Origin of the sequence: Flavobacterium gelidicaeli, from assembly GCF_013294005.1 — a bacterium.
GTDB lineage: Bacteria > Bacteroidota > Bacteroidia > Flavobacteriales > Flavobacteriaceae > Flavobacterium.
Genome location: NZ_JABSNK010000003.1, coordinates 286,654 through 311,817, shown reverse-complemented (window position 1 = coordinate 311,817; position 25,164 = coordinate 286,654). Strand labels below are relative to the sequence as shown.

Here is a 25,164-nt window from a genome sequence, read left to right as displayed (position 1 = left end):
TTAAAAATTTCTTTCTATTCCTAAATCTATCGTGTTTTTTACATTTTGTCCTTTACTGTCTTTTTCAAATTCAAAAAACAGATGACCATCTTTAGTAAACATATCCTGCTTCACTTCTCCTTGATAAATTTCTTTACCTAAATTTCCATTTTTATCAAAAATTAAATCATGCACGGGTTCTTTTCTAAATCCTTTTTTAATTCGTCGAACACCTACGTAATTGCATCTATTATTTTCAATTTTTAAATCATAAATTAAATATTCATCTTCTGTCACAAAAAGATATTTATAGGAATTTAAAGAACTTTTATGTGATAAATCTACATGTTCAATTGTATTATTATTGTCTATTTCACTCTTGATCATTTTATAAAAATCTCCTTTTTTTTTCATTAACTCATGTGGATTTGATGAAAACCACTTTTCGGCTAATTTATAGTCTGAATACTTTGTGTTTAAGTCAGTAAAATACTTCTCCTTCCTAACTTGTATTACAGAATCACTTTCACTAAAAACTTCTTTAGTTTTTTTCCATTTTTGCGATATATAAGACTTCTTTTCTTTTTTATTTTTCACAGACTTAACTTCAACATTTCCTTTTACAGCTGGTTTTTCTTCTTTTTCTTCTTTTCCGCAGGAAATTAAAATTAATAACATGGAACTTAGTAGGTAAGCATTTTTCATTTTATTTCAATTATAATTTATATTTTATTTTACAAATTAGTTTAAGTTGTTCAATTTTTCAAGCAACATCAAACTAATATTTTTATTCGTTAACCGATTCTTTAATTTTAACAATCCTTTCAAACTTCTCCCTCCTTGTTGCTGTTGGAATTTCTTTTGTTCCATACTTTTTAGATGGCTTATTCAACCATGAACTTGCGGATGGATGCGGAACAGAACCAATATATGGTAATGTATGTTTAGTTAATTTCCTTTTCTGCAACGCCTCTCAAAACCTGCTGCAATAACATTTTATTATATCCCTGACTTTTTTAAATAGGATAATTTAAATCATTACAAAGAAATGAGTCACTTTTAATGACAATTAGCTAATCCCATACTTCTCATTTAAAAAGCTTTGTAATTCACTACCAACAACTTTGGCAATATCTTGCCAATAGATAATTTCACATTTAGTTCTTAGATCAATATCTTTAATACAGTTTACCGTTTGAAAGAAACTTTTAGCTAAATCAGGTCTACGCATATCGCAAATTAATATGAACCTACCGTCATATTGTTTCGCTGCTAGAATATTTCTAATTAATTGATAATTAAAAAACTCTGTATCGCTTTGAACTAGTTTGTCAGTATGAAAAGTTTTTTCGAAATCTGAATATTGATTAACTATTTCTTTATTTTTTGAGGTAAAGTCTGATTCTGTCAGTTTGCACTCAACAATACATTTATTGAAAAAGACATCTACTTCCGTTGCATCATCGCAAGGTTTGCCATTAATTGTTTTTTGTACTTTTGCTAAAAATCCAAATTCTATATCTGAGAATTCATCAACTCTAAAAAGTTTCTTTGTCCCTTTCCACTTGGTAAATTCGGGATAACAGAATATATTCATTGCAAGAGCATCTGAACTATTGGTTGACTGCATTTCTGATACAGTTGAATTATTTGTTTGAGTATTCTGATGAGTCTTTTTAGTTCTGAGTAAATAGTTTTTATTCTTACTAATTACATCCCAACTTTGTTTTTGAAAACTAGATACAACATAATTAAAAATCAATGAGCTCCTTTTAAGTTCAGCAGGGTGAGCATAATTAACACCAAAATTGCTATTTCCATAATCATCTCCCAATTTGATTAGGACTTGTTTTAATTGATCTTCGTATTTCATATTTTCTCTTTTTAGTTCGTTATCAGTACATTCATTTAAAACTTCTCTAATTTTAGTAATACATTTTAAATTCTAGTTGTTGACACAAGCTTTCATAATTTTTAGTCATATTATTATCAATAACTCTCATTGGTTTGTACTTTTGACATAATTCGAAGAATAATAAATCAACAACTGTACTTGAGATAAACGCAATATCTTTTTGATACCCTGAAATTGACAAAGCAGCTGTTTTTTCTAAAAAATTATAAATATCATCTTCATGGGCACTTAATGTACTGCAACTCCCAAAATGAATCATCTTATTATCTAACCTTCCTTCGAATTGCTCAGCTAATTCATCTAAAGTAATTTCAATGTTATCACCCAAGGATATACCTCCTTTAAATCCATGAAAAGCCAAATAAATAATTTGGTATTTTCCATATTTGGTTTTATTATTTAGTAGCTGTTCTATTCTAGAGAAAAACTCATCTTTTGTAGCACACGTTTTGTAAATACTATCTACCCCTAAATTTAATTGTAAAAGTTCTAAAGCAGGTAAAATTGAGCTTTTTACTTTTAAATTTTCATTCCAGTCCCCTTCAAGACAAAATATATGTTTGTCGTAATGTTTAGCTATCATATTTCTATTGAATTAGTTTCCTTTCCCTACAACGCTTCTCTCAAAACATTCCAAAGTATTTATTTAATATTTGACCTGCACAATTGTTACAAATTAAATTATCACGCTATACCAAATCTTTCTTTTACCCTAATCATAAACTCATCTCCATCAATAGGATTAATTACCAATTTATCTAGTTCTTGAGCTACTGTTTCATAATTGTCATCTCTGTAGTATCGAGTTACTACAGGTTGAATTGGATCATTATAGATTATCCACGAGATGTAACTACAAAGTACATTTTTCATATCTTCATGACTGTATTGGTCAGCATGATTTTTGCGAAAATGTTCTGAAAGATCGTAGATACTATATCCATTTGAAACTACAGAACGGAAAGTCTCTAGCTTCTTTTCGAAATCAATTTTACCAAACTCATCACTGCTTGAAGCAAAATAATATTTTAATCTATAAGGTAAATTCACCTTTTTTTGAATAGTTGTAAATCGTACCATTGTATTTTTATTTATTTAGTGTCCCCTTGCAACGCCTCTCTCAATACCTGCTGCAATAACATTTCATTACACCCTTGACTTGCTTTTATACTTTGCGCCAATCCATCACAAAACCCCATTAATTCCTCCAATTTGGCAACGATTTGTTCTTGCTCGTGAAGAGGTGGTAATGGAATTTTCATATTATGAGATTGTGTTACTGATATATTTGCCTGACCCGCTACACCTTTAGTATCAATTGCTTTTATTTCAGACATCTCGTTCAAATACCAAAAAACAAAAAAATTCATACTTTTGAATAAAGGCCTAATCAAAACTGCTGCTTGATTAAAATTACATTCAGGAATGCTATCTGGAATTATTGCAATTTTCCCCAAGGGTGGGCCAACAATATTCATTATAACATCACCTGAATAAGCACGACATCTTTTTAATTGACCATTGTGAACTTCCTCTTTTATATACTGTGGTTTATAGTAGAAATCAATTTTTTGATTTCTTAAATTATACATTTTCAAATATGGAATCCCCCTTTCAACAAAAGAATCTTTAGAAGGAGTACTTCCACTTGTTATATATGCTATTTCCCCCAATCTACACCAAGCCCAATGTTCAGGAATTTCAAAAGGAATTTCATCCTCGGTAATTGGTGCTAATGGTTTTTCTTTCTTGATTTTTTTCTCGGCAATGAGCTGGGCTTTCTCTGCTTTTATTTTTTCAAGTAGTTGTTGTCCTGTTTCTTTGGTATTGGTGCTTTTTACCAACTTTCCTTGCATGACTTCACGCAAAAAAGATTGACGTAGTTGTTTTACGAGGTCGAGTTGGTGGCTGAGTTCGATGCCTAACATCTCTTTAGAATTAATTAATTCAAAGGTTTCTTTAATTTTAAATTTATCATCTTTAATTTCAATAATTCCATTCTCAACTTCATTAAGAGTTCTAACAATTTCCCTCTGTAAATCGATGTTTATCGATGGTATTGTTATATGAGATATTCTTTTTAAACTAATAACTGGCTGAGCAGATGTATTTGCATATTGTAATATATTCTTGTAATTCAAATAATGAATCAGGAAGTTTAAATCAAATTCTTCATTTATTTTTGTTGCATACAAAGCATTATCAGTAACCCATGAATTTAAATCTATTTTAAATACACAACCACATCTTGCACCAACTCTACCAATACCTAAAGTTTCATAACTAACATTAAATTTATTATGTGTTTTCGTCGTAAATCCGCCACCTCCATATACAATAAAATCACCAGCAATCATTTTTTGAGCTGATAAAAAGTCTCCACTTGACAGAGTTATGACATCAAAAATATTAAGTCTATTTTTATTATCAAAATCAGAAAATATTTTATTTCTAACTGCAGTTAACTTGACGTCTTCTATATATATTTTTGTCACAACTAATTAATTAATAGGTTTGTCTTTTTAACAAAGTTTTTTTTCCAATTATTCTTCATCCTTACTTTGTTCAATGCGTTCATAAAATTCGTGTAGTTTGTCTTGTAATAGTTTTTTGTTGGGTAGTTTTATGGTGTATTCGCTAATCATTGTTGGCGAAAGGTTTCGGCTTAGGGCATATTCTACCACTTCGTTGTCTTTGCCTTTGCATAGTAAAATACCAATGCTTGGGTTTTCGTGTTCTTTCTTGACATCACGGTCTAATGCTTCGAGGTAAAAATTGAGTTTGCCTAAATGTTCGGGTTCAAAATCGGTGGTTTTTAACTCAAAAGCGACCAAACATTGTAGGTTTCGGTGGTAAAACAACAAATCAGTTCTATAATCTTTATTGCCTACTTGCAAACGAAACTCTTCGCCTACAAATAAAAAGTCTTTGCCCAATTCGAGCAAAAACTGTTTCATTTGCAAGATAAGTTGCTTTTGTAAATCTTTCTCAGAATGCAATTCGGGTAAGTTCAAAAACTCTAAAACATAGTTTTCCTTGAATATGTTTTCTATTTCATTGGGCAAAACTCTCGGCAGTGCTGAGAGTTTTTGATTACTTAATACGGTGCGCTCAAAATAGGAGCTATTAATTTGTCTTTCGAGTTCTCTTGATGTATAATTTTCGCTTTTACTTAAATTTAAATAAAATTCTCTTTCCTCTGATGATTTGGCTTTGCCGAAAATAAGAACATTATTAGTCCAGCTTAATTCTCTCACCAGTGGTGCGAGTTTTGGAGAATCATTATAAGTTTCGTAAAACTGCTTCATTCGCCACAAGTTTTTATCCGAGAATCCTTTTAAATTGGGTTCTTGTGTTTGGATAAATTGCGCTAGTTGTTGTACAGTGGCTTTTCCCCAACCTTCGTTTTGTGTTCGGGTGGTGATGTATTTTCCAATTTCCCAGTACAAATTAATAAGCTCGGTATTTACCGCTTTAAAAGCATTGTATCGAGCCGTTTTTATTAAGGTTATAATATCCGAAAACTGTGGTTCTATCATTTCACCGCTTGTTTTAATTGATTCAACAAGGCATTGCTTTTTTCGAAAGAAGTATGCAACATTTCCATTAGTTCAGCACTGTTGTATTCGTGTGCTTCCTCAGCTTTGGTTGGGTTTTTTATGTCCAAATCATAGTTGCGGTCTATAATGGTTTGTATGTCAACTTTCCAAGCAATATCACTTTCTTCACGATTGTTCCACCATTTTTTAATCGGGTTGAATTCCTTGGCTTGAATCGGTTTGGTTTTGTTGTAGGCTTTTTGTCCTTCGGGCAAACGGTGTTCGTAATACCAAACTTCTTTGGTAGGCGCTCCTTTGGTAAAAAACAATAAATTGGTCGCTACCGTGGCATATGGTTGAAAAACCGAGTTTGGCAAACGTATAATGGTGTGTAGGTTACAATCTTCTAATAGTTTTTGGCGCACACGCTGCTTTACCCCATCGCCCGTAAGCGAACCATCGGGCAATACGATTCCTGCACGACCATTTTGTTTCAATAAATGAATCATCATAATTAGGAACAAATCGGCACTTTCTTTAGTTCTAAAATTCTGTGGAAAGTTGGTTTCATTATTGTTGGCTACAATTCCTCCAAAAGGTGGGTTGGCCAATATAGCGTTGACACGGTGTTTTTCGGTAAAATTAGACAGCGGTTGGTCTAGTGCATCCCCAAAACGAATGTTGGGCACTTCCATATCATGTAAAATCAAATTGGTGGTTGCCAATAAATACGGTAAAGGTTTGTACTCCCAACCCATTACATTATCGGCTATGCTTTTGCGTTCTTCAACGCTGTTGGCTTGCTTTTTTAAATGTTCAATCGCACAGGTCAAATACCCACCCGTTCCACAAGCGGGATCCAGAATTTTTTCGCCCAATTGTGGATCAATCATTTCGGTAATAAAACTGGTAATGGCTCTTGGAGTGTAGAATTCCCCACTTTTACCCGCACTTTGCAATCCTTTTAGAATGGCTTCGTACAATTCACCAAAAGCGTGACGGTCTTTGGCAATATTAAAATCGATTTCGTTAAGTTTATTCAACACCTTACGAATGTTGATTCCGCTTTTCATGTAATTGTTATTCCCCTCAAATACCTCACGTACAATCAACGCACGACGGTTGCCCGTACTCACATCTATATTACGCAAAGCAGGAAAGAGTTGGCGGTCTACAAATTCTAGCAATTCGTCACCTGTCATGCCTTCGTCATCACCTGCCCAATTGTTTTTTTCGTTTACCCAATGAAAAAGATCAGGAATGGGTGAGGTATAATCATCATCCATCAACTCGAGTTCTTTGTCTTTGTCACTAAATATTTTTAGAAAGAGCATCCAGCCTAGTTGTTCTATGCGTTGGGCATCACCGTTTAGTCCAGTGTCTTGCCACATGATTGTTTGGATGGATTTTAAAATTCCTGAAATGTTGCTCATTATAGTTTATTGTGGTGTTTATTATATATTTCTTTTTAATGCTGATTTTATTTTTCCTGATTGCTCTTCCTCATAATTGTTCATTATTTCAAATGGATCTTCGCCAATGGCTTTCCACTTGTCTTTTGTGAATGTAAAACTATATGTAAATCGATCAATTCCTGTTACATTGTTATTAATTACAATTTCCAGAAGGTCTTTATTTTGAAATTCTAAAGGAATATCAAAAGCATCTATTTCATTAACTCTATTCAGTAAAGTGGTTTTATTAAGTTTAAAATTAGAATCGATCATTGCAGTGGGAATCATAGGTGTTCCCATACACATAAGTCCGTTGTTCTTATTAAAACGGTATAATTTCCAATAATGTTTCAATTTTTCAACATCAGTGGTCACACAAGTACAAAATTTGATTTTATCTGACACAATACACATACTTAGGCTTCTTTATAGAGTTCAATTTCTAAATCTCTAATAGCTTCAAGATAGTGCTTTTTGTTTCCAAAATGACTAATGATCTCTATTGGAGACCCAAAAACATCAAAAGGTTTCACTCGCAAAACATCAATATTTTCAATATTTTCTACCCCTTCATCGGCATATTTATCCAATAAGGTTTCTAATACTTTTCGAGCTTGTTCTTCGTATTTGGTGAAGTAGTTTCGTTTTTTGACGTTATTAGCTCTGTCCTTACGGGTTAAGGGTTTTTGGTCATAAGCAACATGACAAATTAGATCGAATAAATCTACTTCTCTATCAACCGCAGCATATAGAGCTTCCACCATTACACCTTGCTCTTGCAGCTCTTGAATAATAGCCTGTTTTTTATCAGCTTCATTCCATGTCAATAGAAAATCATCAAGCGAAGCATATTTGTCTGTAATAATTTTTTTGGTATAGTCCTTCAAACTTATAGTGATTGGTTTACCATTCGAATCAAAATATAACTCTCTGCTTACTAGTACTGAAACATCTACACCATTGACGTACTGCTTTACACGTTTTTTATATTCTCCATCTGAACTAGGTTCTCTTATTTCGGGTTTTTCGATTATAATTTCTTCACCTGTAAGTTCATCAATAATAGGATAAGGATTGATTTCTTCTTCATCAATTATAGTTTCTAAATCAGTCCCTTCAGTTGTTGGCTTAACCACAATTGGATCACCATCAAAAGCAGGGTCAGCAAAATTATCAGTTGCATTTCGAAAATCTAAAATTGTAAAATAGAGTTTGTTGAACTCTTCATTGATACGAGTTCCACGCCCCACAATTTGCTTGAACTTGGTCATCGAATTAATATTAGCATCCAAAACGATCACTTTACAGGTTTGTGCATCAACTCCTGTAGTCATTAACTCAGAAGTAGTGGCAATAACTGGATATTTTTCTTCGGGATTAATAAAGTTGTCTAATTCCCGTTTACCTTCCTCATTATCGCCCGTAATTTGCATCACGTATTTATAATTTTCGGCAACCAAATCGGCATTGTGTCTCGCTATAGCATTTCTCATCCTTTCAGCATGGTCAATATCGGAACAAAAAATGATCGTTTTGGCAAAACGGTCTAATCCTTTTAGATATTCGGTTACTTTTTGAGCAATTACATCAGTGCGCTCATCAATTACTAGAGTTCGATCAAAATCTTTTCGATTGTATATACGGTCTTCAACATTATTGCCTTCCTTATCTGTTTTACCCTGTTCCGGGCGATAGCCTTCGGTATCTATGTTTAGAGCCACACGAATGACTTTATACGGCGCTAAAAAGCCATCATCAATCCCTTGTTTTAGGGTGTAGGTATAAACAGCTTCACCAAAATATTCGGTGTTACTGCTTTCTTTTGTTTCTTTTGGAGTGGCGGTCAAACCAATGTGAGTGGCTTGGTTGAAATAGGTTAGAATTTCTCTCCAAGCACTATCTTCTTTTGAACTACCTCTGTGGCACTCATCAATTACAATTAAATCAAAGAAATCGGGCGAAAAGTCTTTGTAAGCGTCTTCAATCCCTGGTTCGTTATTGGTTAAACCTTGGTACAAGCCCAAGAATACTTCATACGCTTTGTCAGAAGTATCAATTCCTCGTTTTTGATTGCTTACTAACTCTTCTTTGCCATTATTGTGACTTATAAATTTCTTCTTGATCACCGTCATTTTATCCTTAAAATGCTTAAAATCACCTTTTCGAGTTTGATCAATTAAAGCAGTTCTATCAGCAAGGAATAAAATTCTTTTTTTTGCTCTTGACTTCCATAAACGATAAATAATCTGAAATGCGGTATAGGTTTTTCCCGTACCCGTAGCCATAACCAAAATGATTCTATTTTGACCATTGGCAATAGCTTCAACCGTTCTATTGATCGCTATTTGTTGGTAATATCTTGGTTTTCTACCAGAACCGTCTGAAAAGTATTTTTGTAAAGCTATTGTTTCGCCTATTGGCGTCACAATGCCTTTGTATTGTTTGTATTTCTGCCATAGCACTTCAGGCGAAGGAAACTCGTCTATCGCTAACTCAGTTTCAATTTTAGAGTCAGTAATTGTGCGATCATGGAATAAAAAACCATCACCATTACTGCTAAAAACACAAGGAATATCAAGAATAGTTGCGTAGCTCAAAGCTTGTTGTATTCCTGAACGTATAGAATGTTTGTTATCTTTGGCTTCAATTACCGCGACAGGATTATCTTGATAATACAATATATAATCTGCACGCTTGCGTTCTCCACGAGAGGTTAATTTACCTCTCACGTAGATTTTTCCATCTGTAAAAAACACTTCTTCAAGTATTTGCTTTTGTAAATCCCAGCCCGCACTTACTAGTGCAGGAGTAATAAACTTAGTGCAGATGTCTCTTTCTGATAAACTTTTTTTATCCATGTTTGTCGAATATGTAAAAATACATGTCGCTAAGATATTGAAAAAATAAAGGTTACGGATACGGGAAACCACAAAGTACTATGTTTTTTCTTTCTTTTAGTTTCTTTTGATGGTTTGATTTTGATTATGTATAATCATGTAATGTTTTAAAAACTAATAAACCAGTAACTTACATTCCTGGTTTAAATAGAGGGAGCAGTACATTTTATTTTAAAAATGAAAGATGTTGCAAATATTTTAATTCTGCATTTTAACGGAAAATTTTATAAACTGCCTTTTTATTTGCTTATCGTTTATTTTTTTGTTTAAATACTTTTCTTGAGAGGGATTATGCTGCATTTAAATAGAAGTTCTAGATTGTAGTAAAAAGGTTTTGCATGAATTTTTACCGATTTTAAGTATGATAATTTCATATATATGAAACGCAATTGTGATACTAAAATTCTTTTTTAAAGAAAGTACTTTTATTTCCCAATACAAAAGTTAGCAAAAATATTCCCTAGCAACTCATCATTAGTAACTTGACCGGTAATCATCCCAAAATGGTACAAAGCTTCACGAATATCTAGAGCCATTAGATCGCTAGAAAGGTTGGTTTCTAATCCGTATTTTACTTTGGTTACTTCGTCTAATGCTTTTAGTAACGAGTCGTAATGTCTTGTATTAGTGATTATTGTTTCATTGTTTCGTAAAGCGCCTGTGTTTACAAAAGAGAGTAGCTGATTTTTAAGTTCGTCGATACCGATCTTTTGTTTGGCAGAAATTTTTAAAAGTTTCAGGTTTAAAGTTTCAAGTTTTTGGCTGATGCGTTTCAATTCGGATTCATCTAACAAATCCATTTTATTGATCACAACCAGAATTGGTTTTTGAGGGTATTTGTTTTTTACTTTTTCAATTTCGACAATATAGTCCAAACTTGAAACTTGAAACTTTAAACCATCAAACAAAAAGATGACTACCTGTGCTTGCTCTATTTTTTCGAATGTTTTCTTGATTCCGATGCTTTCTACTACGTCTGCGGTTTCTCTGATTCCGGCGGTGTCAATAAATCTAAAACCGATACCGCCAATCGTTAATTCATCTTCAATTGTGTCACGGGTAGTACCAGCAATCTCTGAAACTATAGCACGTTCCTCATTTAATAAAGCGTTTAATAAAGTCGATTTTCCTACGTTGGGTTCGCCTACAATAGCAACTGGGATTCCGTTTTTAATTACGTTTCCTACGGCAAAAGAGTCGATCAAACGTTTTAAAACAAACTCGATTCGGTTTAATAATTCGTGAAACTGCGTTCTATCGGCAAATTCTACGTCCTCTTCGGCAAAGTCTAATTCTAACTCGATTAGGGAAGCAAAATTCAATAATTCTTCACGCAGTTTGGCAATTTCGTTAGAGAATCCACCACGCATTTGCTGCATAGCGATTTGGTGACTCGCTTCATTGTCTGACGAAATCAAATCGGCAACGGCTTCTGCTTGTGATAAATCGAGTTTTCCGTTCAGGAAGGCACGTAACGTAAATTCACCAGGATCTGCCATTCGACAACCTTTGCGAAGTAACAATTGAATGATTTGTTGCTGAATGTAAGTAGAGCCGTGACAGGAAATTTCGATTGTATTTTCTCCTGTATAGGAATTAGGTCCTTTGAAGATTGAAACTAAAACTTCGTCTAAGGTTTTAGCATCATCAACAATATGCCCTAAGTGTAGGGTATGTGTTTTTTGATTTAATAAATTTTTATTTTTAATGGATTTAAAAACCGAATTACCAATGGTAATGGCTTCTTGTCCTGAGATTCTTATGATGGCGATAGCTCCAGCTCCTGATGGGGTTGCTAGTGCTACTATGGCGTCGTTGTTTAGCATTTTTTATTGTATTGGTTGCAAAGGTACTAAAACAAAAGAAGTGATGGAAAGGATTTAAGTTGATTGTTTATAGGGATCGCGTGAGGGGTAGAAGCAAGTTACCGAAGTAACGCGTATGACCCGACAGCAGCTAGCAAAAAGGGGTATGGCTGCAAACTATATTACCCTTTTTTCTAGCTGGTGGCAAGCCTTAATTTATCTTAAAATAGTTATAAAGAACTGATGTTTATCATATTATTAGCGTAATTTTAAACGTAATTTTGATTTATCAATCTATTAAAACATTAGAAAATGAAACGTATCCTTTTTCCAACCGATTTTTCTGAAACGGCAAATAATGCCTTTATTCATGCGCTAGAATTTGCAAAATTAGTTCAAGGTGAGCTTATTTTACTACATACTTTTGAAATGCCTGTGTTTGATAATCAGTATTTTCCTGAGAATTATATGGTGATTTACGATTCTATGCAGTTATCACAATTTGATATGTTTAAGGATGAAATTCCCAAATTACGTGCTATTGCTGAGCAACATCATTTGGATAAAATCAAAATGACGCACCGTTTAATGGATGGTAGTTTGCTTTTTAATATTGAAAAATCGATTAAAGAAGACAAAATTGATTACGTGGTTATGGGTACAGCAGGCGCCACGAGTTGGACGTCATTTTTTACGGGTACTAACACCGCTAATGTGCTTACGGATATTGACGTACCATTATTGAGTGTTCCCGCTGAAGCAAAATACCAAAAAATTCATAATATAGGCTTTACTACGCGTTTTAGATCTAAAGATAAAAAGGCATTGAAGCAAGTAATAAAAATTGCTAAACTGGCTGGAGCAAGAGTGAAATGTTTGTATGTAAAAACAAGCGATGCTGACGTTGATGAAAAAACAATAAAAAAATGGGAAACAAAATTTGAAAATGAACCCGTAGAATTTTATATAGTAAACAGTGATGAAGTTAAGGAAACTATTGTTGACTTTATTATGTATAAAGAGATCGATATCTTGACCATGCTAACCTATAAAAGAGGTTTCTTTGAAGGTATTATGAATCCTAGTTTGACTAAAAAATTAACTAAGAATTTCGAAATTCCTATTTTGTCGATTACTATTAAGCCGTAATTTTTTTAACGGTTTATTCTAAAAATAAATTTAATAGTATTCTTGTAGTCCCTTATTTTACTATAATTAAGGAGGAATATTTATTGTGAAAGAAAGCAGCGATACTCTTTTGAGTTTTGACTGCTTTTTTTATTAATTCCAGCAACAATTTAAGATTTTATTAGTGAACTTTTTACAATGGAATCCTATATTTGTTTTTCATAAATCAAATAATGAATATATACCAAACCAACCAAGAAAAATACGCTCAAGAGTTAGCGTTAATTAATAAAAAATACACAAGTATAAGCGTTTTAAGGCTTTTAAGTATCTTGTTTTTCATAGGATTCTCCTACTTATACCTTAAAGAAAGTGATCTGCTTTATGTAGGTTTAGCAGTGGTTTCATTCGCAGTTTTTATATTTTTAATGCGTTACCATTCAAAATTATTACTGAAAAGAAAAATTACCGAAGCGCTTGTAGCAATCAATAAAAATGAAGATGATTATTGTAGTAAGAACAGTTTGCCATTTGCAAATGGTGCGGTTTTTAATGATTTTCAGCATCCTTATGCTTATGATTTAGATGTTTTTGGTGACCATTCTTTATTCCAAAATCTAAATAGAACGGCAACTTATGTGGGTAAAAAAACACTTGCCAATCAGTTATTAACGCTTTTGCCAAATGATGCGATTGTGCAAAACCAAGAGGCAGTTAGCGAGTTGACTAAAAAAATAGATTGGCGTCAGGAATTTTTGGCTTTCGCCAAAGTAAGTAAGGACAATAAAACGAGTTATGAAGCTTTATTGACATGGAGTAAATTCCCAAGTTCGTCCTTGCCAAAATGGACTGATGTTGTTTCATACATCATGCCTATTTTGTTTTTTGGTGTTTTGATAACCTATTTTGTTACAGATAATGCTACGTTTTTAAACTACTTGATCTATATCTTTTTAATCAATTTAGGGATTTTAGGGAAATTTTTTAAACGCATCCAGATAGAAATTGCTAATGCCGAAGATATTGATAAGGTCATTAGTCAATATAGTTTGTTGCTAAAAAAGATTGAAGACGAAAAATTTGAATCGACTAAATTAATCGCTTTACAGCAAAAGCTAATTTTTAAAACCACAACGGCTAGTTTGCACCTCAAGAAACTATCGGAATTGTTTGCCAATATGGACACGATTGGAAATCTTGTGGCGGCATCGTTATTTAATGGTACCTTCCTTTTTAATCTTCATGTTTTGAAAAAATTATTGGCTTGGAAAGAGGAACATGCTGCAGTTTTAGAAAATTGGCTGGAAGTAATTGGAGAATTCGAAATGCTGAATAGTTTGGCTAATTTAGCTTATAACAACCCTGATTTTGTATATCCAAAATTAAACTCAGAGGCTAAAATTGATTTTAAAAACTTAAGTCATCCGTTATTAAATTCAGAAAAGAGAATAGGAAACGACGTCTCTTTTCACCCACAAAGCTTTATGATTTTGACAGGTTCTAATATGTCTGGTAAAAGTACTTTTTTACGAAGCCTTGGTGTTAATATGGTTTTGTCTGGAATGGGATCTGTGGTCTGTGCTAATGAGGCGAATGTGCATCCGTTGCCTATTTTAGTTTCGATGCGATTATCAGACTCTTTGTCTGACAGTGAATCATATTTCTTTGCTGAAATTAAGCGTTTGAAACAAATCATGGATGCTCTAGAAGATCAACCTGCTTTTGTTTTACTAGATGAAATATTGAGAGGAACAAATTCTGACGATAAACGAAACGGAACTATCGAAGTCGTTAAAAAAGTAATTGCTAAAAATGCCGTTGGAGCAATTGCAACCCATGATATTGAAGTGTGTTTAACTACAAATGACTACCCAGAGACGCTTATAAACAAATGTTTTGAAGTAGAAATCGTTGATAATGAATTGCATTTTGATTACAAACTTCGCGATGGAATTTGTAAAAATAAAAGTGCTACTTTCTTGATGAAAAAAATGGGGGTAATTTAAAAAAGGATTGCCAATTATAAATCTACGTAGTTACTAGGTAATATCTAATCCAAATGTTGTTCTTAAAAGATCAATGTTTGGATTTATTTCGTGCAAACGATTGTACCTGTCTTGATCATTAAAACTACGTTTACTCTCAATACTTTCATTTACAATAACTTCAATCGTAATATCATGATTGTGTAAGTGGCCGCGTAAATGGCCAACTAATCCATTTTTTTGACTTTCAAAGTCCAACTTAGAACCTTCATTAGGCAATTCAATACTTACTACGGTTCCATTTAATACAGGATCGTTAATCAGTAATAATGACTCCATGATTTTAAACCCTTTCGAACCTAATTTCTTAGCATAGTTCGTCCATTGGATCATCATGTCTGTTTCAGTAAAATCCTCGGTAGGTAAGTTCTCGGTAGGTTTTACAAAGTTTTTATTGCTTTCTTCTAATGCTTTTTTAGCTCGGATACTCGCTAATGAAAATGCCGAAACTTTAGGGCCATCATGTAACGGAGTTTCCTTTTTAACTACTGCAGGCGGTGTATTATTTACAGGAGTAACCGTAACTGTTGGAGTAGGAGTTTTAGTTTCATTAGTTGCTACTGCAGTTGGTTTTGCAACTTCAGCAATGGAGTAATCTTGTTTTCTAAAATAAGTAGGTGGAATTATAAAGGACTCAGCTTTTTTTTTTCTCCATCATAGTTGATAGAGGCTAGTTGCATTAAACAAAGCTCTACTAGTAATCGCTGGTTTTGACTTAATTTGTATTTTAAATCACAATCATTCGCTATTTCGATTCCTTTAAGTAAAAATTCGGTGCTGCATTTTTGTGCTTGAACGCCGTACATTTTCTGCGCTTGTTCACCAACTTCTAATAAAGTCAAGGTAGCAGGCGTTTTACTCACTAATAAATCTCTAAAATGAGATGCTAATCCTGAAACAAAATGATGCGCATCAAATCCTTTAGAAAGAATATCATTGAAGGCCATTAATAAATCAGGTATCTTATTTTCTAGTAATAAGTCGGTTATATTAATGTAAGTCTCGTAATCCAGCACATTTAAGTTTTCGGTTACGGCAAGACGCGTTAAATTAGTACCACAGTAAGAAACCACTCTATCAAAAATTGATAAAGCATCACGCATAGCGCCATCTGCTTTTTGAGCAATAATATGCAAAGCATCGTCTTCAAAAGAAATTCCTTGACTAGTTGCTACTTCGGCAAGATGTTCTTTGGCGTCTTTTACAGTGATTCTTTTAAAATCAAATATTTGACAACGGGATAATATCGTTGGAATAATTTTATGTTTTTCGGTCGTAGCCAAAATAAAAATAGCGTGCTTAGGCGGTTCTTCTAGCGTTTTCAAAAAAGCATTAAATGCCGCAGAAGAGAGCATGTGCACTTCATCTATAATGTACACTTTGTATTTTCCGGTTTGTGGCGGAATACGAACTTGGTCAATTAGGCTTCTAATATCATCAACAGAATTGTTTGAAGCCGCATCTAATTCGAATACATTAAAAGCAAAATCTTCAGTTGGATCATCATAACCTGGTTGGTTAATTTTACGTGCTAAAATACGCGCGCAAGTTGTCTTTCCTACACCACGAGGTCCAGTAAACAGCAATGCTGAAGCCAAGTGATTGCTTTCTATAGCATTCAATAAAGTATTGGTAATAGCTTTTTGTCCTACAACATCATTAAATGTTTGAGGACGATATTTACGAGCCGATACAATAAATTGTTCCATAGATTTTTATTCGAAAGCAAATATAGTCATTGCCTTTATATTATGAAAATGATAATTTGGTTAATTCTAAAATTAACAATAGAATAAAATAGGTAAATCTAAAATGTTTTTTAATCAAGTTAATCAAAGCTTTGAAATTCAAAATAATAGCATTTTTTAAACCTATAATATACTAAGGAACCTCTTTTTATAAAAGGACGTAATTATATTAATGGCATTTAATTACGGCCTTTTATTTCAATAGCAATTAATGCTATTGTAGCCGCACTAATTGAATTTGCTGCAAAACCAGCTACAAAGACGCCTTTAGTACCATCTTTAGATTGGATACCATATACTACTGATTCATCAGCAGGATTAGAATTTCCTTCATAGCGGTAAATGTGAATTATTTCTAGATCAGTTGGTTCATTTACAATGGTATCTTCGTGAAGATTGTAATCGTAAACAAATCCCATTTGTGCTAACTCTTCAAGTGCTATAGAAACAGAAGCATAACGGTAGGTATTTTTCATAGTTTATTATTTTAATAAAATTAAAAAGAAAAAACTATTCTTAAACTCTTTGCTATACTAACTGCAACTAGTTATGACTTGTTTTTACGTCCTTCTAATTCTATATTAATTAATGCTTGAGTGGCTTCGGTGATAGAATTTGCTGCAAATCCTGCTACAAAAACACCTTTTTCGCCACTTTTTGATTGAATTCCGTACACCACAGCTTCATCATCAGGATTAGAGTCTCCTTCGTAGCGGTAGACATGCATAATTTCATAATCAGTAGGATTTGCTACGATATGATCTTCGTGTATATTGAAATCATAACTAAATCCTTTTTGTTTTAACTCTTCTAATGCTTTTGAAACTGAAGCGTAATGATAAATATTTTTCATAATGTAAATTAAATTGTATTGTAATAAGTTGTTGAATTTTAATTGAAAAGCAAATAGAAGTTTTTTTATCGGTTACGGCCGTCTTTGGTAGTGATATTGATCAGTATTTGTCCAGCTTCACTAACCGAGTTTGCTGCAAATCCTGTAACAAAAACACCTCTTCGTCCCGTGCTGCACTTTATACCATAAACAATAGCTTCGTCACCGGGATCTGAATTGCCTTCATAGCGATAGATGTGTTCTATTTCATATTTTTCTGGACATTTGACAATATCTTGTTCATTTAGATTAAAATCATAAGTGAATCCTTTTTCATGTAAATCGTCTAATGCTTTAGAAACAGTGGCGTAATGGTACATTTTAATTTTCATAAATACGGCTGGTGTTAGTTATGTACTAAAGATAACTATTTTATAATTAATAGATTGTAAAAGTGTTGTTAAAGTAAATAATAGAAAGTAGTAAAACAGCAATAAATAGTGTAGATTTGCGACACAGACCGCCTTATCGCTGTTTTGCTTCTGATAGCTATTGGGACAAAAGAGAGGAAAGTCCGGACACCATAGAGAAGTATAGCGGGTAACACCCGTCAGTTCTAATTTATTAGGGCTAGGACAAGTGCAACAGAAAGTATGTACAGGTAATGCTGTAGTGAAACCAGGTAAACTCTATACGGTGAAATATCAAGTATATCAGCATTTAAGGGCTTCTCGCTCGTTGTTGAAGGGTAGGTAGCTTGAGTCTCAGAGTAATTTGAGATCTAGATAAATGATAAGGCTCCAATTTATTGGAGACAGAATCCGGCTTATAGGTCTGTTTTTTTTCTTTTTATTAAAATTTAATGAAGTAAGGAATGTTAATTCTAAAGTAAACCATTAAAAAATTATGTTCCTTCAAGTCTATTGTCTTGATGACTTAATTTTTTAATGGTTTTATTTTTATATAAAAACGGTAAGCATGAAAACAAGAATTGGAATTTTAGGATTAGGTGGAGTAGGAGGGTATTTTGGTGGACTTTTGGCAAAAGCCTATAGCCAATCAGATGCTATTGAAATTGTTTTTATTGCACGCGGAAAAACGCAAGAAATAGTTGCAAAATCAGGACTTAAACTAATTACAGATACTGATGAAACTATTGTTTTTCCTACTTTAGTTTCTAATGATCCTGAAATAATTGGAAAATTAGATTACCTAATATGCGCTACCAAAACATATGACATCGAGGAGAGTTTGTTATCATATAAAAAATGCATTACTAAAAACACCATTTTTCTACCTTTATATAATGGTGTTGATGCTCCTGAGCGTATCAGTGCCATTTTTCCTGATAATGAAGTATTACAGGGTTGTGTGTATATTGTTGCTTTGATCGAAAGTCCTGGCGTGATTAAAAAAGTTGGTCCTTTTGAAAAATTATTCTTTGGTTCCCATTCTGCTTCCGTGACTAAAATGAAAACGTTACAAACTATTTTTGTAAATGCTGGGATTCAAAGCACTTTAGTTGATCAAATTGAAGAAACGGTCTGGGAGAAATTTATTTTTATCTCTAGTTTGGCTTCAGCAACATCTTATTTGAATCAAAATATTGGAGAAATTATAGGTTCTAATACTAGTAGAGCTGTTTTTGTGAACTTATTACAAGAAATCACGATGCTCGCAGCTGTCAAAGGGTTGGAATTACCTAATGACATTACAATGAAAACTATTCAAAAATTAGAGAAAATGCCTCATGAGGCTACTTCCTCAATGCACCGTGATGTGATTTCAGGACATAAATTTGAATTAGAATCGCTAACCGCTTTTGTGGTAAATGAGGGGTTGAAATATGAAGTAGACATGCCTACCTATCAAAAAGTACTGGATGCATTGGCTTTGAAAATGCCTTCTGAATAATGTCCTATTCCAGAATATTAATAGATTATAGTAATCTATTATAAAGTTAGATTCATAATAAAGCCCGTCTAGAATACTGCTATGACGGGCTTTTTTGTTTTAACGATTGATCAGTTGTGCTTTTTCACGCATGATATCAGCTATTTTTCTATTTTCAATTTTGCTCTCCAACCAAGAGATAATATCTAGGTATAAAAAAGCTCTTTTTTCATAGGTATTTTTCTCTAACTCAATAAAACGGAAACGCATTTTTATGAACTCCTTTTTAATATCTGCAGGGTATAATGAATTTAAGTTTTTCAAAAACCGAATAATCTCTTTTTGAACTTCATGCAAGTCATTCATTTTTAATAAAAACTTATAGGTACTTTTAAGTTGTGCCTCTAGATTAAAATCTTTACCCATTTCATAATGTTCAATCAAATAAAGCAATCGAGCAAAACACATTAAATCCTCACGCATGCTTAGATTTTTGTTGTTTATAATTTTCTCTAAGTAAAAAATAGATTCGGCATATTTTTCTGTTCCAAAATAGATACATGCAATTTTATAATAAAATAACATCTCGTGATGCTCATCTAGATGTTCGCTATGCAAGTTTATTTTATGTAATATCTCTGGAATTAAATATTCGCTTTCGCTAAAAGTACCCTCAAGAATATGATAATTTAATTTATTATTATACAAGTACAAGAAAGACAATGACGCTACATTATCATTAACTGGAAATTTGGGGTTGTTAATCGTCTCTTCTAATTTTAATAAGTATTTTTTAAAATTAGACTTGTACTTTAACATGAACAATGATTCTAATAAATAATGGTTTCCTTTTAAGAAAAATACCGGATTTAGATAAATCATATTGGGGTTGTCATAAAATAAGGTAACCCATTTATAAGCATATTTATAACTACCTAAAAAATCTTGTACTAAAAAACTGTGCCATAAATTAGCATTGTAAAACCAGTATTTTTCGCGAAAGCCAAACTTACTCTCATCAAATTTTGAGATGTGCTTAGTAAAATAGTCATCTATATATTGAAACTCTTCGTCTGTCTTTACGTAGCCTGTTTTAAGCATGATGCCATACAGTTGCAGTGATAAATTAGATAATTTACTAGAAATAGTATTTTGGTAATTTAATTCTTTGGCTTGAATAACTAACTCGTCTGCGCGACCTTGTATACTTCGGGTGATGTATTGTGATTCGATTAATTTTTCGAACTCTACAATTTCAAAGGCCATATACTTTTCGTCATTCTCTAGCGCTTGAATTTTAGTTTTGTCCAATATTTTTAGACTTTGCTTATACAGACCTTTATTATAAAGTATGCTTGCAAAGTCAATTTGCTCTCTTAATTGGTATCTAATATTCTGACTTGGAATATTCAAACGGATACTTACTAATATCTGTTTGTACAAATATGATTTCAAATTAGATAGTTGCACTTTTTTAATTGCACCACTTTTTAAAATTATTTTCTCGTCATACGCTTCAGATTTATCTAAAATATTAAATAATTCAATGAACTTAGTATGTGAACTTGTTTCTAATCGGCTGGCAAAAATCTTAAATTGCCTTTTCTCCGACTTAGAAAGTGATTTAATTAATACAAATAAAAAATCTTTTTGATGGTTAGCCATTGTAAAATAATAAAGCTTAAATTGTTGTAAATCAATAACTTGTATGTTTATAGTTTGCTTTATGAGCAGTATATTTGCTAGTATTTGGTTTTATTATGAGGGAATCAAATCTAACTTTGTTATTGAAATGTGAAATTACATTAAATAAATGAATATGAATAGAGAGAAAGTTCAAATTTTTGACACCACTTTAAGAGACGGAGAACAAGTTCCAGGATGTAAATTAGATACCAAACAAAAACTAGTTATTGCAAACCGACTGGATGAGATGGGTGTTGATATTATAGAAGCTGGTTTCCCTGTATCGAGTCCTGGTGATTTTTTATCTGTTTCTGAAATTAGTAAAATTGTAAAAAACGCAACTGTTTGTGGGTTAACTAGAGCAGTAAAAAATGATATTGACGTTGCAGCAGCGGCTTTAAAATACGCTAAACGACCAAGAATTCATACCGGAATAGGAACATCAGAATCTCATATAGTTCATAAATTAAATACCACTCGCGAAGATGTTCTTGCTAGAGCAAAAGCTGCTGTAGCTCATGCAAAATCATACGTTGAAGATGTAGAGTTTTATGCCGAAGATGCTGGAAGAACTGATAATGAATTCCTTGCTCGAGTCTGTGAAGAAGTGATTAAATCAGGAGCAACAGTTTTAAATATTCCAGATACTACAGGATATTGCTTACCCGAAGAATACGGAGCAAAAATAAAATACCTAAGAGAGAATGTAAAAGGAATTGAAAACGTAATTTTGTCTTGCCACTGTCATAATGATCTTGGAATGGCAACAGCAAATTCAATTTCTGGAGCAGTAAACGGCGCAAGACAAATAGAATGCACAATCAACGGAATAGGAGAGCGAGCAGGAAATACAGCACTTGAAGAGGTTGTAATGATTTTCAAGCAACATCCTTACCTTAATTTATATACTGACATTGATACCAAACAATTGAACGAAATGAGTCGTTTAGTATCCGAAAGTATGGGAATGGTGGTACAGCCTAACAAAGCAATTGTAGGTGCTAATGCCTTTGCTCACAGCTCAGGAATTCACCAAGATGGTGTTATTAAAAACAGAGCTACTTATGAAATCATGGATCCTTTAGATGTAGGTGTCAATGAATCTTCAATAGTACTTACAGCTAGAAGTGGTAGAGCGGCACTAGCGTATAGAGCTAAAAAAGTGGGTTACGAATTGACAAAAGTACAATTAGACATTGTATATGTAGAGTTCTTAAAATTTGCAGATATTAAAAAAGAAGTCATAGATGAAGATATTCATCAAATAATAGAAGCTTGTAAAAGCGTTACTGTATAAGTGTTTTATTAGACCAAATAACACAACTAATTATTTTTTCTAATTACCATTAATAGCGAGAGATATGAATTTAAAAATAGCAGTATTATCAGGAGACGGAATAGGTCCTGAAGTAGTTTTACAAGCAAAAAAAGCATTGTATGCCATTAGTGTAATGTTTGATCACGAGTTTATTTTTGAGGATGCCCTTATAGGCGCTGTCGCTATTGATAAAGCAGGGGTAGCATTGCCAGAGCAAACCTTAAACTTATGTTTAAATACAGATGCAGTATTATTAGGAACCGTAGGAGATGGTAACCCTAAACATGATAATAATCCAGATGCCCAAAAACGTCCTTCGCAGGCTGTTTTAAAATTAAGAAAAGAATTGGGGCTTTTTGCCAATAAAAGACCAATTAGAACGTATTCGACTTTGATGCATTCTTCTCCTTTAAAGAGAGAAATTATTGAAGGAACTGATTTTATCGTTTTCAGAGAATTGACTGGTGGAATTTATTTTAGTGATAAAACCTTAAATGAAGCAAAAACTAAAGCGTCAGATGTATGTGAATATTCCGAAGAAGAAATTACTAGGATCACACACTTAGCGTTCAAATCGGCACAAAAAAGAAGAAATAAAGTCACTATGGTGGATAAAGCGAATGTGCTAGAAACTTCTCGCTTATGGCGAAATGTAGTACAAAAAGTGGCGTATGATTATCCAGATGTAGAATTGAACTTTTTGTTTGTAGATACTGCCGCAATGCAATTGGTTCTTAATCCTAAACAATTTGATGTTATTCTAACCGAAAATCTTTTTGGAGATATACTTTCAGACGAAGCAAGTGCTATTACAGGATCGATTGGATTGTTAGCTTCAGCTTCTTTTGGAACTACAAAAGCATTGTTTGAACCTATACATAAATCGTTTCCACAAGCTAAAGATAAAAATATTGCAAATCCTATTGCATCAATCGTTTCAGCGGCAATGTTGTTAGAACATTTTGGCTTGACCGAAGAAGCAAAACTTGTTCACGAAGCTATAGAAAAAGCAATTGAATACAATGTAGTAACTATTGATTTGAATCCAGGAACTAGTTTTGGAACTAATGAAGTAGGAGAGTTTGTTTCAAATTTTATTTTGAATAAAGATGACTTGATGTACTTTAATAATGACAATGTACACATCGGGCAATCGACAATCGTTTAAAAACGAAAATTAAATTAAAAATACAGATACACAACATATAGATAATGGAATTAAATAAATACAGTAAAACCATCACACAAGACGAAACGCAACCAGCTGCTCAAGCTATGTTGTACGGAATTGGTTTAACCGAAGATGATTTAAAGAAAGCACAGGTTGGAATTGTAAGTATGGGGTACGAGGGAAATACGTGTAACATGCACTTAAATGACCTTGCTAAAGATATTAAAAAAGGAGTATGGAAAGAAGACCTTGTTGGTCTAATTTTTAATACTATTGGTGTGAGTGACGGAATCTCAAATGGTACTGACGGAATGCGTTTTTCACTAGTATCAAGAGATGTAATTGCTGATTCTATCGAGACAGTAATGGGAGCACAATGGTACGACGGTTTAATAGCTGTTCCCGGTTGTGATAAAAACATGCCTGGATCGGTAATTGCAATGGGTCGTGTAAATCGTCCGTCGATTATGGTTTATGGAGGAACAATCCATTCAGGTAAATGGAAAGGAGAATCTTTAAATATTGTTTCTGCTTTTGAAGCTTTGGGTAAAAAATTTAGCAATACAATTGAACCCGAAGATTTTAAAGGAGTGATTAAAAATGCTTGTCCTGGTGCTGGAGCTTGTGGCGGTATGTACACAGCCAACACCATGTCATCAGCAATTGAAGCCTTAGGAATGAGTTTGCCTTATAGCTCTTCTAATCCGGCTTTAAGCCAAGAAAAAAAGCAAGAATGTATTGATGCTGGTAAAGCAATCAGAATATTATTAGAAAAAGATATCAAACCTAGAGACATTATGACTCGTGAAGCATTTGAAAATGCGATTACGATGGTGGCAGTTCTAGGTGGTTCTACAAATGCGGTAATGCATTTAATCGCAATGGCACACTCTGTTGATATCGAAATCACATTAAAAGATTTTCAAGATATTAGTGATAAAACACCTTTGCTTGCTGATTTAAAACCCAGCGGAAAATACCTAATGGAAGATTTACACGAAGTAGGTGGGGTTCCAGCTGTAATGAAATACTTATTAAAAGAAGGATTGCTTCACGGAAATTGCTTGACTGTAACCGGAAAAACATTAGCTGAAAACTTAGCAGCTGTTCCAGATTTAAATGACGGACAAGAAGTAATTCACGAAATCCAAAAGGCACTAAAAGCAACAGGAAATATCCAAATCCTTTACGGTAATCTTGCCGAAGAAGGATGCGTAGCAAAAATTAGTGGTAACGAAGGAGAATATTTTGAAGGAGATGCTATTGTTTTTGAGAACGAACATGATGTTATCAAAGGTGTTCGCGCTGGAGAGGTAAAACCAGGTAATGTGGTCGTCATTAGGTACTGTGGACCTAAAGGTGGGCCAGGAATGCCTGAAATGCTAAAACCAACATCAGCAATTATGGGTGCCGGTTTAGGAAAAAGTGTCGCTTTGATTACTGATGGTAGATTCTCTGGTGGTTCACATGGCTTTGTTGTAGGTCACGTAACGCCCGAAGCTTTTGATGGAGGTGGAATTGCACTGGTTGAAAATGGTGATATTATCACTATTGATGCTGTAAAAAACACAATCAATCTAAAAATTTCTGACGATGAGTTTGCTGCAAGAAAAGCAAAATGGGTACAACCCGAATCGAGTATCAAAAAAGGAGTTTTACTAAAATACATTCGCTCAGTATCAAGCGCATCTACTGGATGTGTCACTGACAAATAAAGCAAAGAGCGTTAGTCTCAGCGCGAATAAATTATATCC

At 33.3% G+C, this 25,164-nt stretch carries 23 protein-coding genes and 1 other RNA gene; 8 read left to right on the top strand and 16 right to left on the bottom strand.

Going from position 1 to position 25,164, the window contains the following annotated elements; all coding sequences use genetic code 11:
* The 10 genes from HNP99_RS06165 to mnmE form a co-directional block, all read right to left on the bottom strand.
* Positions 1 to 684, bottom strand: a complete 684-nt coding sequence (locus tag HNP99_RS06165; RefSeq protein WP_173852377.1) for a hypothetical protein — start codon at positions 682 to 684, stop codon at positions 1 to 3.
* A 364-nt stretch (positions 685 to 1,048) separates the two neighbouring features.
* Positions 1,049 to 1,852 carry a PGN_0703 family putative restriction endonuclease gene (locus HNP99_RS06160; protein WP_173852375.1) on the bottom strand — a complete coding sequence of 268 codons (804 nt, stop codon included), beginning with the start codon at positions 1,850 to 1,852 and terminating at the stop codon, positions 1,049 to 1,051.
* A 52-nt stretch (positions 1,853 to 1,904) separates the two neighbouring features.
* Positions 1,905 to 2,477, bottom strand: coding sequence for a DUF6642 family protein (locus HNP99_RS06155; protein ID WP_173852373.1), 573 nt, complete (start codon positions 2,475 to 2,477; stop codon positions 1,905 to 1,907).
* A gap of 101 nt (positions 2,478 to 2,578) precedes the next feature.
* Positions 2,579 to 2,974: a hypothetical protein gene (locus HNP99_RS06150; protein ID WP_173852372.1), complete on the bottom strand. Its 396-nt coding sequence runs from the start codon at positions 2,972 to 2,974 to the stop codon at positions 2,579 to 2,581.
* Positions 2,975 to 2,985: 11 nt separating this feature from the next.
* A complete protein-coding gene (locus tag HNP99_RS06145) occupies positions 2,986 to 4,389 on the bottom strand; it encodes a restriction endonuclease subunit S (protein ID WP_173852369.1) in 1,404 nt (467 codons plus the stop codon).
* A gap of 48 nt (positions 4,390 to 4,437) precedes the next feature.
* Entirely contained in the window at positions 4,438 to 5,433 is a 996-nt protein-coding gene (locus HNP99_RS06140) for a PDDEXK nuclease domain-containing protein (protein ID WP_173852367.1), read from the bottom strand.
* The gene (locus HNP99_RS06135; protein WP_173852365.1) at positions 5,430 to 6,866 is read right to left on the bottom strand and encodes a class I SAM-dependent DNA methyltransferase; all 1,437 of its coding nucleotides are present in this window, start codon (positions 6,864 to 6,866) and stop codon (positions 5,430 to 5,432) included. Before HNP99_RS06135 ends, HNP99_RS06140 begins: the two co-directional genes overlap by 4 nt.
* A 21-nt stretch (positions 6,867 to 6,887) precedes the next feature.
* The gene (locus HNP99_RS06130; RefSeq protein WP_173852363.1) at positions 6,888 to 7,292 is read right to left on the bottom strand and encodes a hypothetical protein; all 405 of its coding nucleotides are present in this window, start codon (positions 7,290 to 7,292) and stop codon (positions 6,888 to 6,890) included.
* A gap of 11 nt (positions 7,293 to 7,303) precedes the next feature.
* Positions 7,304 to 9,745, bottom strand: coding sequence for an EcoAI/FtnUII family type I restriction enzme subunit R (gene hsdR / locus HNP99_RS06125; RefSeq protein ID WP_173852361.1), 2,442 nt, complete (start codon positions 9,743 to 9,745; stop codon positions 7,304 to 7,306).
* A 464-nt stretch (positions 9,746 to 10,209) separates the two neighbouring features.
* A complete protein-coding gene (mnmE, locus tag HNP99_RS06120) occupies positions 10,210 to 11,610 on the bottom strand; it encodes a tRNA uridine-5-carboxymethylaminomethyl(34) synthesis GTPase MnmE (RefSeq protein WP_173852359.1) in 1,401 nt (466 codons plus the stop codon).
* 291 nt (positions 11,611 to 11,901) lie between these two features.
* Between mnmE and HNP99_RS06115 the strand changes: the two genes are divergently transcribed.
* Together HNP99_RS06115 and HNP99_RS06110 are read left to right on the top strand one after the other, a co-directional pair.
* A complete protein-coding gene (locus HNP99_RS06115) occupies positions 11,902 to 12,738 on the top strand; it encodes a universal stress protein (RefSeq protein WP_173852357.1) in 837 nt (278 codons plus the stop codon).
* Between the two features lie 212 nt (positions 12,739 to 12,950).
* Entirely contained in the window at positions 12,951 to 14,723 is a 1,773-nt protein-coding gene (locus tag HNP99_RS06110; protein ID WP_173852355.1) for a MutS-related protein, read from the top strand.
* Positions 14,724 to 14,756: 33 nt separating this feature from the next.
* Here the strand turns inward: HNP99_RS06110 and HNP99_RS06105 are convergent, their stop codons facing one another.
* A complete protein-coding gene (locus tag HNP99_RS06105; protein WP_225738164.1) occupies positions 14,757 to 15,095 on the bottom strand; it encodes a DNA polymerase III in 339 nt (112 codons plus the stop codon).
* Position 15,096: 1 nt separating this feature from the next.
* Here HNP99_RS06105 and HNP99_RS06100 point away from each other — a divergent pair, with 1 nt between their 5' ends.
* Positions 15,097 to 15,357 (top strand): hypothetical protein, encoded by a 261-nt coding sequence (locus HNP99_RS06100; RefSeq protein WP_173852350.1) that lies wholly within the window; start codon positions 15,097 to 15,099, stop codon positions 15,355 to 15,357.
* A 28-nt stretch (positions 15,358 to 15,385) separates the two neighbouring features.
* On the opposite strand, the gene dnaX is transcribed toward HNP99_RS06100, so the two are convergent.
* The 4 genes from dnaX to HNP99_RS06080 form a co-directional block, all read right to left on the bottom strand.
* Positions 15,386 to 16,471: a DNA polymerase III subunit gamma/tau gene (gene dnaX / locus HNP99_RS06095; RefSeq protein WP_173852348.1), complete on the bottom strand. Its 1,086-nt coding sequence runs from the start codon at positions 16,469 to 16,471 to the stop codon at positions 15,386 to 15,388.
* A gap of 218 nt (positions 16,472 to 16,689) precedes the next feature.
* A complete protein-coding gene (locus HNP99_RS06090; RefSeq protein WP_173852346.1) occupies positions 16,690 to 16,986 on the bottom strand; it encodes a hypothetical protein in 297 nt (98 codons plus the stop codon).
* Between the two features lie 71 nt (positions 16,987 to 17,057).
* Positions 17,058 to 17,363, bottom strand: coding sequence for a hypothetical protein (locus HNP99_RS06085; protein ID WP_173852344.1), 306 nt, complete (start codon positions 17,361 to 17,363; stop codon positions 17,058 to 17,060).
* A gap of 65 nt (positions 17,364 to 17,428) precedes the next feature.
* On the bottom strand, positions 17,429 to 17,734 hold the full coding sequence (locus HNP99_RS06080) for a hypothetical protein (protein WP_173852342.1): 306 nt from the start codon (positions 17,732 to 17,734) through the stop codon (positions 17,429 to 17,431).
* A 120-nt stretch (positions 17,735 to 17,854) separates the two neighbouring features.
* On the opposite strand from HNP99_RS06080, the gene rnpB reads away from it, so the two are divergent.
* Positions 17,855 to 18,187: RNase P RNA component class A (gene rnpB / locus HNP99_RS06075), an RNA gene on the top strand.
* A gap of 133 nt (positions 18,188 to 18,320) precedes the next feature.
* Positions 18,321 to 19,256: a ketopantoate reductase family protein gene (locus HNP99_RS06070; protein WP_173852340.1), complete on the top strand. Its 936-nt coding sequence runs from the start codon at positions 18,321 to 18,323 to the stop codon at positions 19,254 to 19,256.
* A 99-nt stretch (positions 19,257 to 19,355) separates the two neighbouring features.
* Here HNP99_RS06070 and HNP99_RS06065 read toward each other — a convergent pair whose 3' ends face one another.
* Positions 19,356 to 20,900, bottom strand: a complete 1,545-nt coding sequence (locus HNP99_RS06065; RefSeq protein ID WP_173852338.1) for a hypothetical protein — start codon at positions 20,898 to 20,900, stop codon at positions 19,356 to 19,358.
* A gap of 154 nt (positions 20,901 to 21,054) precedes the next feature.
* On the opposite strand from HNP99_RS06065, the gene HNP99_RS06060 reads away from it, so the two are divergent.
* The 3 genes from HNP99_RS06060 to ilvD all read left to right on the top strand — a co-directional run bounded on the left by HNP99_RS06060 (position 21,055) and on the right by ilvD (position 25,125).
* Positions 21,055 to 22,218 carry a 2-isopropylmalate synthase gene (locus HNP99_RS06060; RefSeq protein ID WP_173852336.1) on the top strand — a complete coding sequence of 388 codons (1,164 nt, stop codon included), beginning with the start codon at positions 21,055 to 21,057 and terminating at the stop codon, positions 22,216 to 22,218.
* 64 nt (positions 22,219 to 22,282) lie between these two features.
* Positions 22,283 to 23,407 (top strand): 3-isopropylmalate dehydrogenase, encoded by a 1,125-nt coding sequence (gene leuB, locus HNP99_RS06055; protein WP_173852334.1) that lies wholly within the window; start codon positions 22,283 to 22,285, stop codon positions 23,405 to 23,407.
* Between the two features lie 44 nt (positions 23,408 to 23,451).
* Positions 23,452 to 25,125 (top strand): dihydroxy-acid dehydratase, encoded by a 1,674-nt coding sequence (gene ilvD, locus HNP99_RS06050; protein WP_173852332.1) that lies wholly within the window; start codon positions 23,452 to 23,454, stop codon positions 25,123 to 25,125.
* Positions 25,126 to 25,164 lie beyond the last annotated feature (39 nt).

What these genes read in the sequence shown, in the direction of transcription:
- HNP99_RS06060 (WP_173852336.1), top strand. Translation starts at nt 21,055, where the DNA reads ATGAATAGAGAGAAAGTTCAAATTTTTGACACCACTTTAAGAGACGGA.
- HNP99_RS06155 (WP_173852373.1), bottom strand. Translation starts at nt 2,477, where the DNA reads ATGATAGCTAAACATTACGACAAACATATATTTTGTCTTGAAGGGGAC.
- dnaX (WP_173852348.1), bottom strand. Translation starts at nt 16,471, where the DNA reads ATGGAACAATTTATTGTATCGGCTCGTAAATATCGTCCTCAAACATTT.
- HNP99_RS06115 (WP_173852357.1), top strand. Translation starts at nt 11,902, where the DNA reads ATGAAACGTATCCTTTTTCCAACCGATTTTTCTGAAACGGCAAATAAT.
- HNP99_RS06080 (WP_173852342.1), bottom strand. Translation starts at nt 17,734, where the DNA reads ATGAAAATTAAAATGTACCATTACGCCACTGTTTCTAAAGCATTAGAC.
- HNP99_RS06140 (WP_173852367.1), bottom strand. Translation starts at nt 5,433, where the DNA reads ATGATAGAACCACAGTTTTCGGATATTATAACCTTAATAAAAACGGCT.
- HNP99_RS06150 (WP_173852372.1), bottom strand. Translation starts at nt 2,974, where the DNA reads ATGGTACGATTTACAACTATTCAAAAAAAGGTGAATTTACCTTATAGA.
- HNP99_RS06070 (WP_173852340.1), top strand. Translation starts at nt 18,321, where the DNA reads ATGAAAACAAGAATTGGAATTTTAGGATTAGGTGGAGTAGGAGGGTAT.
- HNP99_RS06065 (WP_173852338.1), bottom strand. Translation starts at nt 20,900, where the DNA reads ATGGCTAACCATCAAAAAGATTTTTTATTTGTATTAATTAAATCACTT.
- HNP99_RS06110 (WP_173852355.1), top strand. Translation starts at nt 12,951, where the DNA reads ATGAATATATACCAAACCAACCAAGAAAAATACGCTCAAGAGTTAGCG.
- HNP99_RS06100 (WP_173852350.1), top strand. Translation starts at nt 15,097, where the DNA reads ATGTCTGTTTCAGTAAAATCCTCGGTAGGTAAGTTCTCGGTAGGTTTT.
- leuB (WP_173852334.1), top strand. Translation starts at nt 22,283, where the DNA reads ATGAATTTAAAAATAGCAGTATTATCAGGAGACGGAATAGGTCCTGAA.
- HNP99_RS06160 (WP_173852375.1), bottom strand. Translation starts at nt 1,852, where the DNA reads ATGAAATACGAAGATCAATTAAAACAAGTCCTAATCAAATTGGGAGAT.
- HNP99_RS06085 (WP_173852344.1), bottom strand. Translation starts at nt 17,363, where the DNA reads ATGAAAAATATTTATCATTACGCTTCAGTTTCAAAAGCATTAGAAGAG.
- HNP99_RS06135 (WP_173852365.1), bottom strand. Translation starts at nt 6,866, where the DNA reads ATGAGCAACATTTCAGGAATTTTAAAATCCATCCAAACAATCATGTGG.
- HNP99_RS06090 (WP_173852346.1), bottom strand. Translation starts at nt 16,986, where the DNA reads ATGAAAAATACCTACCGTTATGCTTCTGTTTCTATAGCACTTGAAGAG.
- ilvD (WP_173852332.1), top strand. Translation starts at nt 23,452, where the DNA reads ATGGAATTAAATAAATACAGTAAAACCATCACACAAGACGAAACGCAA.
- mnmE (WP_173852359.1), bottom strand. Translation starts at nt 11,610, where the DNA reads ATGCTAAACAACGACGCCATAGTAGCACTAGCAACCCCATCAGGAGCT.
- hsdR (WP_173852361.1), bottom strand. Translation starts at nt 9,745, where the DNA reads ATGGATAAAAAAAGTTTATCAGAAAGAGACATCTGCACTAAGTTTATT.
- HNP99_RS06165 (WP_173852377.1), bottom strand. Translation starts at nt 684, where the DNA reads ATGAAAAATGCTTACCTACTAAGTTCCATGTTATTAATTTTAATTTCC.
- HNP99_RS06105 (WP_225738164.1), bottom strand. Translation starts at nt 15,095, where the DNA reads ATGATCCAATGGACGAACTATGCTAAGAAATTAGGTTCGAAAGGGTTT.